Genomic DNA, 14,546 nt, shown 5'->3' with positions numbered 1-14,546 from the left:
TCCCCTCGGATTCGATCGATGTACAAGTACCCGCTTGGGGGAAGCTCCGTTCCCGCCCGAACCTTGACGGTCAGGCACACACGAACGGCTCGACAGCCACCGGTTCGAGTGTTTCCAAAAGTGCCAGCAGGGAGTGACAACCTCCTGAAAGGGCCGAAGCCCTCTCAGGAGATAAGGTTAGTCAGAAATCAGGATTTCTTGTCGTCAGCCGCTTTGTCGGTCGGATTGGCGATCAGGGCCTTGAGTTCGTCGCTCATCGGGAAGTTCAGGTTCAGGCCTTTAGGCGGGATTGGCGCCATGAACCATTTTTCGTAGATCTTGTTGATCTCGCCCGACGCGTAGGTGGCCTTGATGGCGTCATCCACAGCCTTTTTGAACGGCTCGTCGCCTTTGCGCACCATGCAGCCGTAGATTTCGTAGGACTGTGGAGTACCGGTCACGGCCCAGTCAGTAGCCTTCTTGGCTTTGGCGGCTTCGCCGGCCAGCAGCGCGTCGTCCATCATGAAGGCAACGGCACGGCCCGATTCCAGCATCTGGAAGGATTCGCCGTGGTCTTTGGCGGAGATGACGTTCATGCCCATTTGCTTGTCGGCGTTCATCGCCTTGAGGATGCGCTCGGACGTGGTACCAGCGGTGGTCACGACGTTCTTGCCGGCCAGGTCCGGGAAATCCTTGTACTTGGAATCTGCCTTGGACAGCAGGCGAGTACCGATTTCGAAGATGCCGACGGAGAAGTCAACTTGCTGCTGACGCTCGACGTTGTTGGTGGTGGAGCCGCACTCGAGGTCCACGGTGCCGTTCTGCACCAGCGGGATACGAGTCTGCGAGGTGACCAGGTTGTATTTGACCTGCAGGTTCGGCAAGTCCAGGTCTTTTTTGATGGCTTCGACGACTTTCAGCTGGATGTCGTGGGAGTAGCCGACCGGTTTGCCGGAAGCGTCCGCGATGTAGGAGAAAGGAATGGAAGCGTCACGATGCCCGAGGGTGATGACACCGGACTCTTTGATCTTCTTCAGGGTGCCGGTGAGTTCGGCGGCGAAAACTGGCGTGCTGATCAGAGCGGCAGCAATGGCTGCGCCCAGGATATGGGGAACGATGCGCATCAAATTTTCCTCGACATTGTTTTTTTTATGGAGCCAGTTTATCGGCCCTTTTGTGCTTCGAATGCCTGACGGCTCCTGAAGTGTTGGCGCAACAGGCATTCGTCGAAGAAGTGTAGAGCATGACTCGTGCCAGGCCAGGCTTGATGAATCAAGTAGTTGATTTATAAGGGAATTAAATATTTATGGCGAGTTCTGTACCACCGAATAATCCGGTTAACCGAACCGACCGTCAGGTCGCGTTCGGAAAACCGAATGGTGGGTTAATTCTCATCGTCATTTGTAGGAGCCGGCTTGCTGGCGATAGCGGTGTATCAGTCAAATCAAGCTGACTGACAGATCGCTATCGCCAGCAAGCCGGCGCCTACAGTGAGGGTATGTCAGGGATATTTGCGCTTGTCCGGTGCCGGTGGGAAGTATTGGTACAACCAGGTTTCACTCAGCGTCCGGTCGTTAGTGCGGATGAACAAGCGCAGCTCAACCGGCTCGACGCTGTCATTGGTCGGGTACCAGTCAAACAGGATGCGATAGCCCTTGATGTCATCGAGCTTGAGCACGCTGAAATCCTTGACCTCACCGTTTGAGCACGTGACCACCGGCTCGATACCCGTGCCTTCAGGCAAACGGTCCAGGCCGCCACCGGTGAAGTCTACGGCGAAGCGACGGGCCCAGACTTGCGGATAATGCTCGCCCGGTGCCCAGCCCTCGATAAAGCCGCCCATGCCTGAACGTGTCGCGTTGACCCGCGCCAGCGGTGTGCCAACCGGCGGCAGGGCGCTCCAGTAGAGTTTGTAGCCGTAGTTCAGCGAATCGCCGGCCGCGACTGGTTTTTTCGGCGTCCAGAAGGCGACGATGTTATCCAGCGTTTCGCCGGTGGTAGGGATTTCCAACAGATCGATCGAGCCTTCGCCCCACGCCGTGGTCGGTTCGACCCACAGGCTCGGGCGGCGGCTGTACCAGTCGACGGTGTCTTGGTAATTGGCGAACTCGTGGTCGGTCTGCACCAGGCCGAAACCTTTCGGATCCTTGTCGGTGAAGGCGTTGAATTGCAGGGTGGCCGGGTTGTTCAGCGGGCGGCAGATCCACTCGCCGTTGCCACGCCACATCGCCAGGCGATCCGAATCGTGGATTTGCGGGTGAATGGTGTCGCACATCCGGCGTTCGTGGGTGCCGCAACTGAACATGCTGGTCATCGGTGCGATGCCCAATTGTTCGATGGCGGTACGCGCGTTGACGTGGGCGTCGATTTCCATCACCACGCGCTCGGCCTGGCAATCGATGTCAAAACGGTAGGCACCGGTGGCGCTTGGCGAATCGAGCAGGGCGTAGACCACGAAGCGGGTGCTGTCCTTGTCCGGCGTCTCGAACCAGAACTTGGTGAAGTCGGGGAATTCTTCGCGCTTTTTGGCGTAGGTGTCGATGGCCAGGCCGCGAGCCGACAGGCCGTACTGGCCGGTGGCGTCCACTGCGCGGAAGTAGCTGGCGCCGAGGAACGACACCACGTCGTGTTTATCCAGCTCGGGCGCCTTGAACAGCTTGAACCCGGAAAACCCCAGGTCGCCGGTGAGCTGCTTGGTGTCGACCGTGGTTTTTTCATAATTGAACAGCGACGGGCGGAAATGCACCTCGCGCGACATCCGCGTCTTGGGATCGACGCTGTACATACGCACCGGCTGCTTGAAACCCATGCCGACATGGAAAAACTGCACATCCAGCTGACCTTTGAGTTCCTTCCACAACGAATGGTCGCCGTCATAGCGGATCGCGTTGAAATTCTGCGGAGTCATGGTCGCCAGGGTCGGCGGCAACACTTGCTTGGTGTCCTGATAGCGACTGCTGGCGAGCTGCTTGGCCTGAATCTTCAATGCATCGAAATCGAAGGCCTGGGCTTCACCATCAGCGGCTCCGGTGGCGGCCCAGGCACGGGCGGCGAGCAGGCCGGTGGCGGATAAACCGGTGTAGGCAGCGATGGCCATGGAGGCTTTGAGCAAATTCCTGCGATGCATAAGTACAACCTGTCGTGAACGATCCCGCGCCGTTCCTGGCACGTGCTGGATCAGAAATAACGGTTCGGACATGCCTTCGGCCAAACGTGACGGACTTTAAACAGATGCCGGATAGCTTAAACCGTTCGGTTGCAGAGCAAAATTGATTGATGGCACTGCGCTAGTTCGGCAATGAAACAAGACATGTCGGGAAACAATTCCGACAGCGCTTTCTGATTTACAGGGCATTTCTGCTTTTTTCGACTAATTACTCTAAAAACCGCTTTTCAGCGCCCGGATAGTTTCTATTCTGTGGGCATGACCGGTTTATGCCCTTCGGGCCGGTGCGGTTCAGTGAGCACCAGACAGCTGCTGAAAAAAGGTTAGGGCGATGCGGTTTCTGAAGTTTTCTTTGACGTAGAGAAGGACATCGTCCATGTCGAAAGTACAAGGCATCACCGAAATACTGGGAATCTTTCCGTGCCTGGCCACAGGGCGACGCAGGCGTCGGCTCAATTCGGAGGAAATGAAACTGTTGGAGCGCTATCGGGAGTTGTCGGAGAGCGACCGGATTGCGATGAGGTATCTGGTGGATGCGATGCGGAGTGTTTCGCGGTTTTGAGGCGTGCGGTTACCGTGGGAGCCATTTGGCTTTCACGGCTTCCAGGCCGGTTAGCCTGCCGGCATCAGCTTCGGCTATGCCGGCCTCGATTGCTTGCTGTCAGACGGATTGCTGTTCGGCTCATGGAGGTACACCTGGGCAAACGAGTTGTCAGTAGGAATCACTTGGAGGATGTTTCGTTTGATGCTGCCGGTCTCGTTCATGTGGAAACAACTCATTGAGTTGGACAATTAGATAAGAGGGCTCAAACCAAAGGGGCAGACTGTGAAGTCTGCCCTTTTTTTCCGCTCGATTTATCCCTTCAACTGCAACTCCCCGCGATTGGGAAGGGGCGTTGTACCTGCATCAACTCAGGCATATCCCGCCATTTGATCCACGCGTGATGCTGGTAATGGTGGACCAGTAGGGCGTGATTTCCGTTTTGGTTTGGAAAGTCGCCACCAACCCTTCGACAGATTGGGTGGCGGACCGAGTGGCGTTCGAAGTCGGGACACTTCCAGGTCAAAACGGAAGCCGAAAGGCCCGCGCCACACGGCCCACCATATTGCAGAACTGAAGGTATAAAACAGCCACAGTTCTATGGGGGCACACGAGCACCGTTTTGACTTGATCCGGCTTCGACTCCGGGTCGCTGATTTGGCAGCGACGCAATGAAGCCTATCGGTCAGGCGCTCGCGGCGCCAAGTCTACTCTGGCGACGCGTGCTGTAGGAATCGGTGCCTTACCTCGAAGGTTCAATCTGTAGGATTTCCCTGTTTTTGCACTGAGTGAAGAGAAGCGGTACGCGAGGCGCACTTATTCAGCTATTTTTTCGAGGATTGGGGAAACGTATTCCAACGATCAGCGGAAGTTGCAGATGCTGTCGTCAGGTATTACGTTGTTCTAGCGAGTAATACTTGAGGGGCGTGTTATGTCGACCACTATGACCAGTAAAGGCCAAGTCACTATTCCTAAGCCCATTCGAGATGCGTTGCATCTGACGCCAGGGTCGGCCATAGAATTCAGTGTCAATGCTCAAGGTGAGGTCGTTTTACACACTGCAAAGATCAAATCAGGCAACGCAAATACTCCGGACCGATTCGATGCCGTGCGAGGCAAAGCGGATATCAAATGGCGAACCGATGACCTGATGGCCTTGCTTCGAGGAGAGGATTGATGGTGTTGGTTGATACTAATGTCCTGATCGATGTTCTGGAGGACGATCCAGTTTGGGCCGATTGGTCTATCCAGCAACTTCGCGCTCAATCCCGGGTTCATGAACTGGCGATCAACCCAATCATCTATGCCGAGTTGTCTCAAACGTTCTCAACATTTGAAACCTTGGATGGAGTGGTGAATGAGCTGGGGCTGGTGATGCAGGAGGTTCCTCGTCCGGCCTTGTTTCTGGCCGGTAAAGCTTTCGTTCGATACCGCAAAGTGGGCGGTAGCAAGCACAATGTTTTGGCAGATTTTTTCATTGGAGCCCATGCAGCCGTGAAAAAGTTGCCTTTATTAACGCGAGATGCCAAGCGATACCGCAGTTATTTTCCGTCGGTCAGTTTGATTGCCCCTGCGTGAACCGAATCGAATTTCGGTAGCGAGGCTACAGCTAGGTAACCACCCCGGAACCATGCTGGATACCGGGGCGATTAATTTTACCGACTAACCTTCCACGCATCCCCCGCAGGCGCCGTCCCGTGGTCATACGGCTTGGCAATCCACATATAGAGCAAGCCCAAGCCAATCACGATCGCAGTGCTCAGCACCATCGCATAGTTGATGTACCACGCCGCATCAGGTGTACGCGGCCAAGCCATGTTGATGATCGCACTGACACCGTAGGCCAGCGCGCCGATGTTGACCGGCCAGCCCCAGGCGCCGAGGGTGAATTTGCCGCTGGGTTTCCAGCCCTTCATGCGGGCGTAGAGAGCGGCGAGGACGATCATCTGGAAGGCCAGGTAGATGCCGATTGCGGCGAAGCTGACGATGGTGGCGACGGCGTCCTGCAGGAAGAAGCCGAGGATGATGATCAGTGCCGGCAGGACGCCGGAGACGAACAGCGCGGCAACCGGAACCTGGGTCGTAGGAGAAATCTTTTTCAGCAGTCGGCTGCCGATGACCATTTCGTCACGAGCGTAGGAATACAGCAGACGACTTGCCGCTGCTTGCAGGCTGATGACGCAGGAGATGAAGGAAATCATCACCACGCCCATCACCATTTTCGAACCGACCGGGCCGAAGGCGTTGTTGAGGATGGTGCCGACCGGGTCCTTGTCGGTGCCGTCGATCACGGCTTGCATGTCCGGCACGGCGAGGATCAGCGCCAGGCAGGCGAACATCGCCGCGATGCCGCCGATGTAGATGGTCATGCGCATGGCAATCGGGATCTGCTTGCTCGGGTTCGGGGTTTCTTCGGCCACGTCGCCGCAGGCCTCGAAGCCGTAGTACAGGAACATCCCCGCCAATGAAGCGGTCAAGAAGGCCGGCAGATACGAGCCGTTGACGCTGATATCGAAGGTGTTGAACAACACGCTGATCGGTTGATGACGCTCGAAGACCAGCAGGTAAACGCCGACGATCACCGCGCCGACCAGCTCGCAGAGGAAGCCGAACATGGCGATGCGCGCCAGCACCTTGGTGCCGCTGAGGTTGACCAGCGTGGCGAACAGCGTCAGCACCAGGGCGATGACAATGTTGGTGTTGTTACTGGGCTCAAAGCCGAGCATTGCAGCGAGGTAAGGTCCGGCACCCACCGCAACGGCAGCGATGGTCACGCACAGGGCGATGGAGTAAATCCAGCCGACCATCCACGCCCAGCGTTTGCCCACCAGGCGACGGGCCCACGGGTATACGCCACCGGAAATCGGGAACTGAGAAACCACTTCACCGAAGATCAGGCACACGAGTAATTGGCCGCAACCGACCAGCAAGTAGGCCCAGAACATCGGTGGCCCACCAGCGGCGAGGCACAGGCCGAAGAGGGTATAAACCCCTACGACCGGGGAGAGGTAGGTGAAGCCCAGGGCGAAGTTTTCCCACAGGCTCATGCTGCGGTTGAAGTTTGAGGTGTAACCCAGTTTGCGCAGCTGCTCGGCGTCGCTGTCGGCAACGGCTGCTGAGAGATCGGGTGATGCACTCATGTGTGTTTGCTCCATGAAATCGGCAGATTTCGGGTGTCCGAAACCGTGGCGGGGCTTTGGGAGCGCCGTCCGGATCGGTGGTTATTGTTTTGACTTCTATGGTCTGGAACCTGGTGGTGCCTAATGCCAGTTTCGGCCTTGAAACCGAGGTGACACCATCGCTGGCAAGCCAGCTCCCACAGGGACTGCGGAAATCATGTGGGAGCTGGCTTGCCAGCGATGCTTTTGCTTTTTAATGCTTGAACATCACATGCCGCACAATGGTGTAATCCTCCAATCCATACATCGACATGTCCTTCCCGTACCCGGACAATTTCTGACCGCCGTGAGGCATTTCGCTGACAAGCATGAAGTGCGTATTCACCCAGGTGCAGCCGTACTGCAACCGCGCGGACAGGCGATGGGCGCGGCCCACGTCGGCAGTCCACACCGATGACGCCAGGCCGTAGTCCGAATCGTTGGCCCAGCTCAGCACCTGCGCTTCATCAGTGAATTTGGTCACTGACACCACCGGGCCGAACACTTCGCGACGGACGATTTCGTCGTCTTGCTGCGCATCGGCCAACACGGTCGGTTCGAAGAAGAAGCCGTCGCCGTCCACCGCTTTACCGCCGGTGATCAAACGGATGTGCGACTGCGCCACGGCACGCTCGACGAACCCGGCCACGCGGTCGCGGTGTTGTGCGGTGATCAGCGGGCCGAGCTCAGTCGCCGGATCATCCTGCAAGCCGTACTTGATGCTGCTGACCGCCGCGCCGAGCTTCTCCACGAATTTGTCGTAGATGCCTTCCTGCGCGTAGATGCGGCAGGCGGCGGTGCAGTCCTGGCCGGCGTTGTAGAAGCCGAAGGTACGGATGCCTTCGACGGCGGCGTCAATGTCGGCATCGTCGAAGATGATCACCGGGGCCTTGCCGCCCAGTTCCATGTGCATGCGTTTGACGGTGTCGGCGGTGCTGGAAATGATGTTCGAACCGGTGGCGATCGAGCCGGTCAGCGACACCATGCGTACTTTCGGGTGCGTGACCAATGGGCTGCCGACCGTAGGGCCACGGCCGAACACCAGATTGAGCACGCCGGCCGGGAAAATCTCCGACGCCAATTGCGCCAGGCGCAGGGCGGTCAGCGGTGTTTGTTCCGACGGCTTGAGCACCACGGTATTACCAGCGGCGAGCGCCGGGGCGATTTTCCAGGCGACCATCATCAGCGGGTAGTTCCACGGCGCAATGGAGGCGATCACGCCCACTGGGTCGCGGCGGATCATCGAGGTATGGCCGGGCAGGTACTCGCCACCGGCCGAGCCGCTCATGCAGCGGCTGGCGCCGGCGAAGAAACGGAACACGTCGGCAATCGCCGGGATCTCGTCGTTCAGCGCGGCGCTGTAGGGTTTGCCGCAGTTGTCCGATTCCAGTTTGGCCAGCTCTTCACCGTGGGCTTCGATGGCGTCGGCGAATTTGAGCAGCAGCAGCGAACGTTCTTTCGGCGGAGTCTGCGACCAGCCGTCGAACGCGGCATCGGCGGCGCGCACGGCGGCATCGACCTGGGCTTCGCTGGCTTCGTTGATTTCCACCAGCACACGGCCCAGCGCCGGGTTGAACACCGGTTGGGCGGGGCCTTCACCGTTCTGCAGTTGGCCGTTGATCAAGAGTTGGGTTTGCATGGCATGTGTCCTCTTCGAAGCTGTTTATTTTTATCTGTAGAAACCGATCATCTGTAGGAGCCGGATTGCTGGCGATTGCGATGGGTCAGTCAACCTGATCGTTGAATGTGAACCCGCATCGCCAGCAAGCCGGCTCCTACAGGTTCGGTTTCTTCAGTGGATATTTGGTTATTTCCCGCCACTCCCCGCCACGCTCTCACCGCCCCGCGTCAGGTAATAAGCGCCAAGGATCGGCAGCATGGTCACGATCATCACCAGCATCGCGACGACGTTGGTCACCGGCACATCCCGTGGGCGGCTGAGCTGGTTGAGCAGCCACAGCGGCAGGGTGCGTTCATGGCCGGCGGTGAAGGTGGTGACAATGATTTCGTCGAACGACAGTGCGAACGCCAACATGCCGCCGGCCAGCAGCGCCGAGCCGAGGTTGGGCAGGATGATGTAGCGGAAGGTCTGCCAACCGTCGGCGCCGAGGTCCATCGAGGCCTCGATCAAACTGTGCGAGGTGCGGCGCAACCGGGCGATGACGTTGTTGTAGACGATCACCACGCAGAAGGTTGCGTGGCCGACGATGATGGTGAACATCCCCGGTTCGATCCCCAGCGTCTTGAAGGTCGCCAGCAAAGCGATCCCGGTGATGATCCCCGGCAGGGCAATCGGCAGGATCAGCATCAGTGAGATGCCTTGCTTGCCGAAGAAATCCCGGCGGTACAACGCCGCCGACGCCAGCGTGCCGAGGACCATGGCAATCAGGGTGGCAATCGAGGCGATCTGCAACGACAGTTTGATCGCTTCCAGCACGTCCGGCCGCGAGAACGCCACGCCGATCCATTTCAGGGTGAAGCCCTTGGGCGGAAAGCTGAACGCTGCGTCTTCGGTGTTGAAGGCGTACAGGAAGATGATCAGGATCGGGAAGTGCAGGAACACCAACCCGCCCCAGGCTGCGATTTTCAGGCCAAAAGAGGCTTTCTCAGAGTGCATCGAAGGCCCCCAGACGTTTGACGATGGACAGGTAAATGGCGATCAACACAATCGGCACCAGCGTGAACGCGGCCGCCATCGGCATGTTGCCGATCGCACCTTGTTGGGCATACACCATGCTGCCAACGAAGTAGCCCGGCGGGCCCACCAGTTGCGGCACGATGAAGTCGCCCAGCGTCAGTGAAAATGTAAAGATCGAGCCGGCGGCAATCCCCGGAATCGACAGCGGCAGAATCACTTGCATGAACGTCTGGCGCGGCTTGGCACCGAGGTCGGCAGAGGCTTGCAGCAGCGATGGCGGCAAGCGTTCCAGCGAAGCCTGGATCGGCAGGATCATGAACGGCAGCCAGATGTAGACGAACACCATGAAGCGTCCCAGGTGCGAGGTCGACAAGGTGCTGCCGCCAACGCCCGGAATGCCCAGCACTAACTGCAATACTGGCTCCAGCCCCAGATGCTGCACGAACCACTGCGCCACGCCGCCCTTGGCCAGCAGCAACGTCCAGGCGTAGGCCTTGACGATGTAGCTGGCCCACATCGGCATCATCACCGCGATGTAGAAAAACGCCTTGGTCTTGCCGGTGGTGTAGCGCGCCATGTAGTAGGCAATCGGGAACGCGACGATGGCGCTGGCGATCGACACGACGATGGCCATGCTCAGGGTGCGCAGGATGATGTCGAAGTTCGACGGCTGGAACAGCGCGGCAAAATTCGCCAGGGTCAGGTCCGGCGTGACCGCCATGGTGAAGTCATCGAACGTGTAAAAACCTTGCCACAACAAGGTCAGCAGCGAACCCAGATAGATTGCGCCGAACCACAGCAGCGGCGGCACCAAGAGCATCGACAGATACAGGTTAGGCCGGCGATACAACAGGTTGGAAAACCTGCGCAACGGCGAGCCGTTGGCCGGGGTGTGAGGGATAGCCACGCTGGTCATGTCACACCCCACCGACGATGGTGTCGTGCAACGGGATCATCGCTTCGCGTGCCCAGCGTGCGCTGAGGCGTTGCCCGGTCTGATGTTGCGCGCTGCTGTCGATCCACTGGTTGTTGGCCTGGCTGATGTTCAAGGTCTGGCCGTTTTCCAGTTTCAGTTCATAGCGCGTGGCACTGCCCTGGTACTGGATGTCATGCAGCAAACCGCTGACTTCGATCTCGTGTGCAGCCAGCGGGCCTTCGCCGAAACGCACGTGTTCCGGACGGATCGAAAACGGTTGTGGATTACCGCTCAACTGCTTCGCCAGATCACCGCGAATCACGTTGGAAGTGCCAACGAATTCCGCGACGAATGTGGTCGCCGGTTTCATGTACAGATTGCGCGGGGTGTCGACCTGTTCGATGCGGCCCTTGTTGAACACCGCCACGCGGTCGGACATCGACAGCGCTTCGGTCTGGTCGTGGGTGACAAAAATGAAGGTGATGCCGAGTTGGCGTTGCAGTTTCTTCAGCTCGCTTTGCATTTGTTCGCGCAACTTCAGGTCCAGCGCGCCGAGTGGTTCGTCGAGCAGCAACACACGCGGGCGATTAACCAGTGCGCGAGCCAGGGCCACACGCTGACGCTGACCACCGGAGAGCTGCACCGGTTTGCGCTCGCCGTAGCCGCCGAGAGCGACCATGTCGAGGGCTTCTTCGGCGCGTTTGTGGCGTTCGGCTTTGCCGACGCCTTTGACTTTCAAACCATAGGCGACGTTGTCACGAACGTTCATGTGCGGGAACAGCGCGTAATCCTGGAACACGGTGTTCACGTCACGCTGATAGGGCGGCAGCCCGGCGGCCTCTTCGCCATGAATACGGATCGAGCCCGCGCTCGGTTGTTCGAAACCGGCGATCAGGCGCAGACAAGTGGTTTTGCCCGAGCCGGAAGGCCCCAGCATGGAGAAAAACTCGCCGTCCTGGATGTCGATGGAAACCCGGTCTACGGCTTTCACTTCGCCGAAAAGACGGGAAACGTTGGTGAACTGGACTGCAAGCGTCATGGTGCGGTGCTCCCAAAAGGCGAGGGCCGTCGCAGCGGCCCTGCCTGGACTTCTGAAAAATCTGAAACGAAATGCTGTTGTGGCGAGGGAGCTTGCTCCCGCTGGAGAGCGAAGCTCTCCCAAAAAGGGTTGATGCGGTTTACCTGACAGACCGCATTGACTGGTTTTGGGGTGGCTTCGCCACCCAGCGGGAGCAAGCTCCCTCGCCACAGGTGAGCGGTGTGTTACCTGCCGCCCATGATCGCGATGTAATCCTGGGTCCAGCGGCTGTACGGCACGAACTTGCCGCCTTCAGCCTGCGGGGTTTTCCAGAAGGCGATCTTGTCGAACTGGTCGAAACCATTGGTCTTGCAGCCTTCGGCGCCCAGCAATTCGCTGCCGGTGCAGGCGGCCGGTACGGCTGGCAGCGAGCCAAACCATGCCGCCACGTCACCCTGGACTTTCGGTTGCAGCGACCAATCCATCCACTTGTAGGCGCAGTTCGGGTGCTTGGCTTCGGCGTGCAGCATGGTGGTGTCGGCCCAACCGGTGGCACCTTCTTTCGGGATGGTCGAAGCGATCGGCTGTTTCTCGTTGACCAGACCGTTGACCTGATACGGCCAGGCCCCGGACGCGACCACGCCTTCGTTCTTGAAGTCACTCATTTGCACAGTGGTGTCGTGCCAGTAGCGGTGGATCAACGGCTGCTGGGCGCGCAACAGATCGAGCACGGCCTTGTATTGCGCTTCGGTCAATTCGTAGGGGTTCTGGATGCCCAGTTCCGGCTTGGCGGACTTGAGGTATAGCGCCGCGTCGGCGATGTAGATCGGGCCGTCGTAGGCCTGCACACGCCCCTTGTTCGGCTTGCCGTCCGGGAGGTTTTGCGCATTGAACAACACGCCCCAACTGTCGGGTGCAGTCTTGAACACGTTGGTGTTGTACATCAGCACGTTCGGCCCCCACTGGTACGGGGTGCCGTAGGTTTGTTTGTTGACCACGTACCACGGCGCATCGTTGAGGCGTGGGTCGAGGTTCTTCCAGTTCGGGATCAACGCGGTGTTGATCGGCTGCACACGCTTGCCGACGATCAAGCGCAGGGAGGCGTCGCCGGATGCGGTCACCAGATCGTAACCACCCTTGGCCATCAGGCTGACCATCTCATCGGATGTCGCGGCGGTTTTTACGTTGACCTTGCAGCCGGTTTCCTTCTCGAAACCGGTGACCCAGTCGTAGGCCTTGTCGCTCTCGCCACGTTCGATGTAGCCAGGCCACGCCACGATATCCAATTGGCCTTCGCCCGCCCCGACAGCTTTCAGCGGCTCGGCGGCCTGGACACTGGCACTGGCCAGCAGCGCGGTGGTGATTGCACTGAGCAGTGCGGTCTTGTGCACGAACATGGGATTTCCCTCTTTTTTAAATTATGGTCGGGGCAGTTTTTGAACGTGGGTTTCAACGTTGCAAGCACGATCCTGTAGGAACCGGCTTGCTGGCGAAGAGGCCTTCAAGCCTTGCGTTGTCATTGCTGACGTCTTCGCCGGCAAGCCAGCGCCTACAAGGGGCGCGGTGTTCTAACGTTTCAACTTCAATGCCTTTACGGCTAATTGTTAGCGTAGTGCTCTTTTATAAATGCTGTCCGTGGCGCGCCATGATGTGCCGCACCACGCTGTAATCCTGAAGCGAATCGCTGGACAGGTCCTTGCCATAGCCCGAACGCTTGAGGCCGCCGTGGGGCATTTCGCTGACCAGCATGAAATGGCTGTTGATCCAGGTGCAGCCGTACTGCAACCGCGCGGCGACCTGCATCGCCTTGTCGAGATTTTGAGTCCACACCGAAGACGCCAGGCCGTATTCCGAATCGTTGGCCCAGTCCACCGCTTGTTCGAGTTCATTGAAACGGGTCACGGTGACGACCGGCCCGAACACTTCGCGCTGGACGATTTCATCGTTCTGTTTGCAACCGGCCAGCAGGGTCGGCTGGTAATAGAAACCGGCACCGGAATGCACCGCTGCGCCGGTCACTCGTTCGATGTGCGGCTGGCCGAGGGCGCGCTCGACAAAACTGGCCACGCGGTCGCGTTGGCGGGTGCTGATCAGTGGCCCGATTTCGTTGTCCGCATCGCGCTTGCCAGCGAAACGCAAACTGCTGACCGCCGCGCCGAGTTCGGCCACCAGACGATCGTGAATCCCGGCTTGTGCATAAACCCGGCACGCGGCGGTGCAATCCTGGCCGGCGTTGTAATAGCCGTAGGTGCGCACGCCTTCGACCACCGCTTGAATGTCCGCGTCGTTGCACACGATCACCGGGGCCTTGCCGCCGAGTTCGAGGTGAGTGCGCTTGAGGGTTTTCGCGGCGGCCTGGAGGATTTTCTGCCCGGTGACGATATCGCCGGTCAACGACACCATCCGCACTTTTGGGTGGCTGACCAGATGACTGCCGACGCCTTCACCGCCACCACAGATGATGTTGATCACGCCACGTGGCAGGATTTCGGCGAGCGCTGGCGCGAGGGCCAGAATCGACAACGGTGTGTGCTCGGAAGGCTTGAATACCAGGGTGTTGCCAGCAGCCAGGGCCGGGGCGATTTTCCACGCGGCCATCATGATCGGGTAGTTCCACGGCGCAATCGATGCCACCACGCCAATCGGGTCGCGGCGGACCATGCTGGTGTAGCCCGGCAGGTATTCGCCGCTGAGCTGGCCGGTCTGGCAGCGCACGGCGCCAGCGAAGAAGCGGAACACGTCAACGGTGGCGGTCAAATCGTCCTGGCGGGCCAGGTGCAACGGCTTGCCGCAGTTGAGTGCTTCGAGGCGGGCGAGATGATCGGCGTTTTTTTCGATGGCGTTGGCGATGTCCAGCAGCAGGTTCGAGCGTTGCTGTGGCGTGGTCCGTGACCAACCGGCGAAGGCGCGGTGGGCGGCAAGGATGGCGGCTTCGACTTGCTCGGTGCTGGCTTCGGCGATCTGCGTCAGGATTTCGCCCGTAGCCGGGTTGAGGATCGGTTCGACAAAACCCTGACCGGCGACCAATTCTCCATCGATCAACAACGCGGTGAACAACGGGGTCTGCGCGCCAGCCATTTTTCGGATTCTCTTTTTTTGTGTGGCGTCTTGTAACGACATAGCGGCACTC

General features: G+C 58.9%; 12 protein-coding genes and 1 pseudogene. 3 read left to right on the top strand and 10 right to left on the bottom strand.

Annotated features, from left to right (window positions below; all coding sequences use genetic code 11):
- Positions 1-188: 188 nt before the first annotated feature.
- Both KGB21_RS11075 and KGB21_RS11070 read right to left on the bottom strand, forming a co-directional pair.
- Positions 189-1,103, bottom strand: a complete 915-nt coding sequence (locus KGB21_RS11075) for a glutamate/aspartate ABC transporter substrate-binding protein (RefSeq protein WP_034150761.1) — start codon at positions 1,101-1,103, stop codon at positions 189-191.
- A 377-nt stretch (positions 1,104-1,480) separates the two neighbouring features.
- Positions 1,481-3,106 carry a glucan biosynthesis protein D gene (locus tag KGB21_RS11070; RefSeq protein ID WP_034150760.1) on the bottom strand — a complete coding sequence of 542 codons (1,626 nt, stop codon included), beginning with the start codon at positions 3,104-3,106 and terminating at the stop codon, positions 1,481-1,483.
- A 415-nt stretch (positions 3,107-3,521) separates the two neighbouring features.
- Between KGB21_RS11070 and KGB21_RS11065 the strand changes: the two genes are divergently transcribed.
- The gene (locus KGB21_RS11065; RefSeq protein ID WP_034150759.1) at positions 3,522-3,707 is read left to right on the top strand and encodes a hypothetical protein; all 186 of its coding nucleotides are present in this window, start codon (positions 3,522-3,524) and stop codon (positions 3,705-3,707) included.
- Positions 3,708-4,008: 301 nt separating this feature from the next.
- Here the strand turns inward: KGB21_RS11065 and KGB21_RS29590 are convergent.
- Positions 4,009-4,101, bottom strand: a pseudogene (locus KGB21_RS29590) (phage antirepressor protein); the annotation flags it as partial.
- Positions 4,102-4,617: 516 nt separating this feature from the next.
- Here KGB21_RS29590 and KGB21_RS11060 point away from each other — a divergent pair.
- Together KGB21_RS11060 and KGB21_RS11055 are read left to right on the top strand one after the other, a co-directional pair.
- Complete coding sequence (locus KGB21_RS11060) at positions 4,618-4,863, top strand: AbrB/MazE/SpoVT family DNA-binding domain-containing protein (RefSeq protein ID WP_223505126.1); 246 nt, start codon at positions 4,618-4,620, stop codon at positions 4,861-4,863.
- Positions 4,863-5,264: a type II toxin-antitoxin system VapC family toxin gene (locus tag KGB21_RS11055; protein WP_223505125.1), complete on the top strand. Its 402-nt coding sequence runs from the start codon at positions 4,863-4,865 to the stop codon at positions 5,262-5,264. Before KGB21_RS11060 ends, KGB21_RS11055 begins: the two co-directional genes overlap by 1 nt.
- 77 nt (positions 5,265-5,341) lie before the next feature.
- Here the strand turns inward: KGB21_RS11055 and KGB21_RS11050 are convergent, their stop codons facing one another.
- From KGB21_RS11050 to KGB21_RS11020, 7 genes are all read right to left on the bottom strand, one after another.
- Entirely contained in the window at positions 5,342-6,826 is a 1,485-nt protein-coding gene (locus KGB21_RS11050) for an APC family permease (protein ID WP_034150758.1), read from the bottom strand.
- A gap of 232 nt (positions 6,827-7,058) precedes the next feature.
- The gene (locus tag KGB21_RS11045; RefSeq protein WP_223505124.1) at positions 7,059-8,483 is read right to left on the bottom strand and encodes a gamma-aminobutyraldehyde dehydrogenase; all 1,425 of its coding nucleotides are present in this window, start codon (positions 8,481-8,483) and stop codon (positions 7,059-7,061) included.
- A 168-nt stretch (positions 8,484-8,651) separates the two neighbouring features.
- Entirely contained in the window at positions 8,652-9,461 is an 810-nt protein-coding gene (locus KGB21_RS11040) for an ABC transporter permease (RefSeq protein WP_034150756.1), read from the bottom strand.
- On the bottom strand, positions 9,451-10,398 hold the full coding sequence (locus KGB21_RS11035) for an ABC transporter permease (RefSeq protein ID WP_034150755.1): 948 nt from the start codon (positions 10,396-10,398) through the stop codon (positions 9,451-9,453). The genes KGB21_RS11040 and KGB21_RS11035 overlap by 11 nt, the downstream gene beginning before the upstream one ends.
- Before the next feature lies 1 nt (position 10,399).
- Positions 10,400-11,437 (bottom strand): ABC transporter ATP-binding protein, encoded by a 1,038-nt coding sequence (locus KGB21_RS11030; protein ID WP_223505123.1) that lies wholly within the window; start codon positions 11,435-11,437, stop codon positions 10,400-10,402.
- Between the two features lie 224 nt (positions 11,438-11,661).
- Entirely contained in the window at positions 11,662-12,813 is a 1,152-nt protein-coding gene (ydcS, locus tag KGB21_RS11025; RefSeq protein WP_034150753.1) for a putative ABC transporter substrate-binding protein YdcS, read from the bottom strand.
- A gap of 223 nt (positions 12,814-13,036) precedes the next feature.
- Positions 13,037-14,494 carry a gamma-aminobutyraldehyde dehydrogenase gene (locus KGB21_RS11020; protein WP_223505122.1) on the bottom strand — a complete coding sequence of 486 codons (1,458 nt, stop codon included), beginning with the start codon at positions 14,492-14,494 and terminating at the stop codon, positions 13,037-13,039.
- Positions 14,495-14,546 lie beyond the last annotated feature (52 nt).

The organism is Pseudomonas sp. GL-RE-29, assembly GCF_019947275.1.
In the GTDB taxonomy this organism is placed as follows: domain Bacteria; phylum Pseudomonadota; class Gammaproteobacteria; order Pseudomonadales; family Pseudomonadaceae; genus Aquipseudomonas; species Aquipseudomonas fluorescens_A.
Note: the sequence above shows the minus strand (reverse complement) of the source record. Positions and strands in the feature narration are given on the sequence as shown.

Bases quoted from the DNA above. Each gene is read 5' to 3' on its own strand.
- ydcS (WP_034150753.1), bottom strand. From the start codon at position 12,813: ATGTTCGTGCACAAGACCGCACTGCTCAGTGCAATCACCACCGCGCTG.
- KGB21_RS11045 (WP_223505124.1), bottom strand. From the start codon at position 8,483: ATGCAAACCCAACTCTTGATCAACGGCCAACTGCAGAACGGTGAAGGC.
- KGB21_RS11065 (WP_034150759.1), top strand. From the start codon at position 3,522: ATGTCGAAAGTACAAGGCATCACCGAAATACTGGGAATCTTTCCGTGC.
- KGB21_RS11020 (WP_223505122.1), bottom strand. From the start codon at position 14,494: ATGGCTGGCGCGCAGACCCCGTTGTTCACCGCGTTGTTGATCGATGGA.
- KGB21_RS11040 (WP_034150756.1), bottom strand. From the start codon at position 9,461: ATGCACTCTGAGAAAGCCTCTTTTGGCCTGAAAATCGCAGCCTGGGGC.
- KGB21_RS11050 (WP_034150758.1), bottom strand. From the start codon at position 6,826: ATGAGTGCATCACCCGATCTCTCAGCAGCCGTTGCCGACAGCGACGCC.
- KGB21_RS11070 (WP_034150760.1), bottom strand. From the start codon at position 3,106: ATGCATCGCAGGAATTTGCTCAAAGCCTCCATGGCCATCGCTGCCTAC.
- KGB21_RS11075 (WP_034150761.1), bottom strand. From the start codon at position 1,103: ATGCGCATCGTTCCCCATATCCTGGGCGCAGCCATTGCTGCCGCTCTG.
- KGB21_RS11030 (WP_223505123.1), bottom strand. From the start codon at position 11,437: ATGACGCTTGCAGTCCAGTTCACCAACGTTTCCCGTCTTTTCGGCGAA.
- KGB21_RS11055 (WP_223505125.1), top strand. From the start codon at position 4,863: ATGGTGTTGGTTGATACTAATGTCCTGATCGATGTTCTGGAGGACGAT.
- KGB21_RS11035 (WP_034150755.1), bottom strand. From the start codon at position 10,398: ATGACCAGCGTGGCTATCCCTCACACCCCGGCCAACGGCTCGCCGTTG.
- KGB21_RS11060 (WP_223505126.1), top strand. From the start codon at position 4,618: ATGTCGACCACTATGACCAGTAAAGGCCAAGTCACTATTCCTAAGCCC.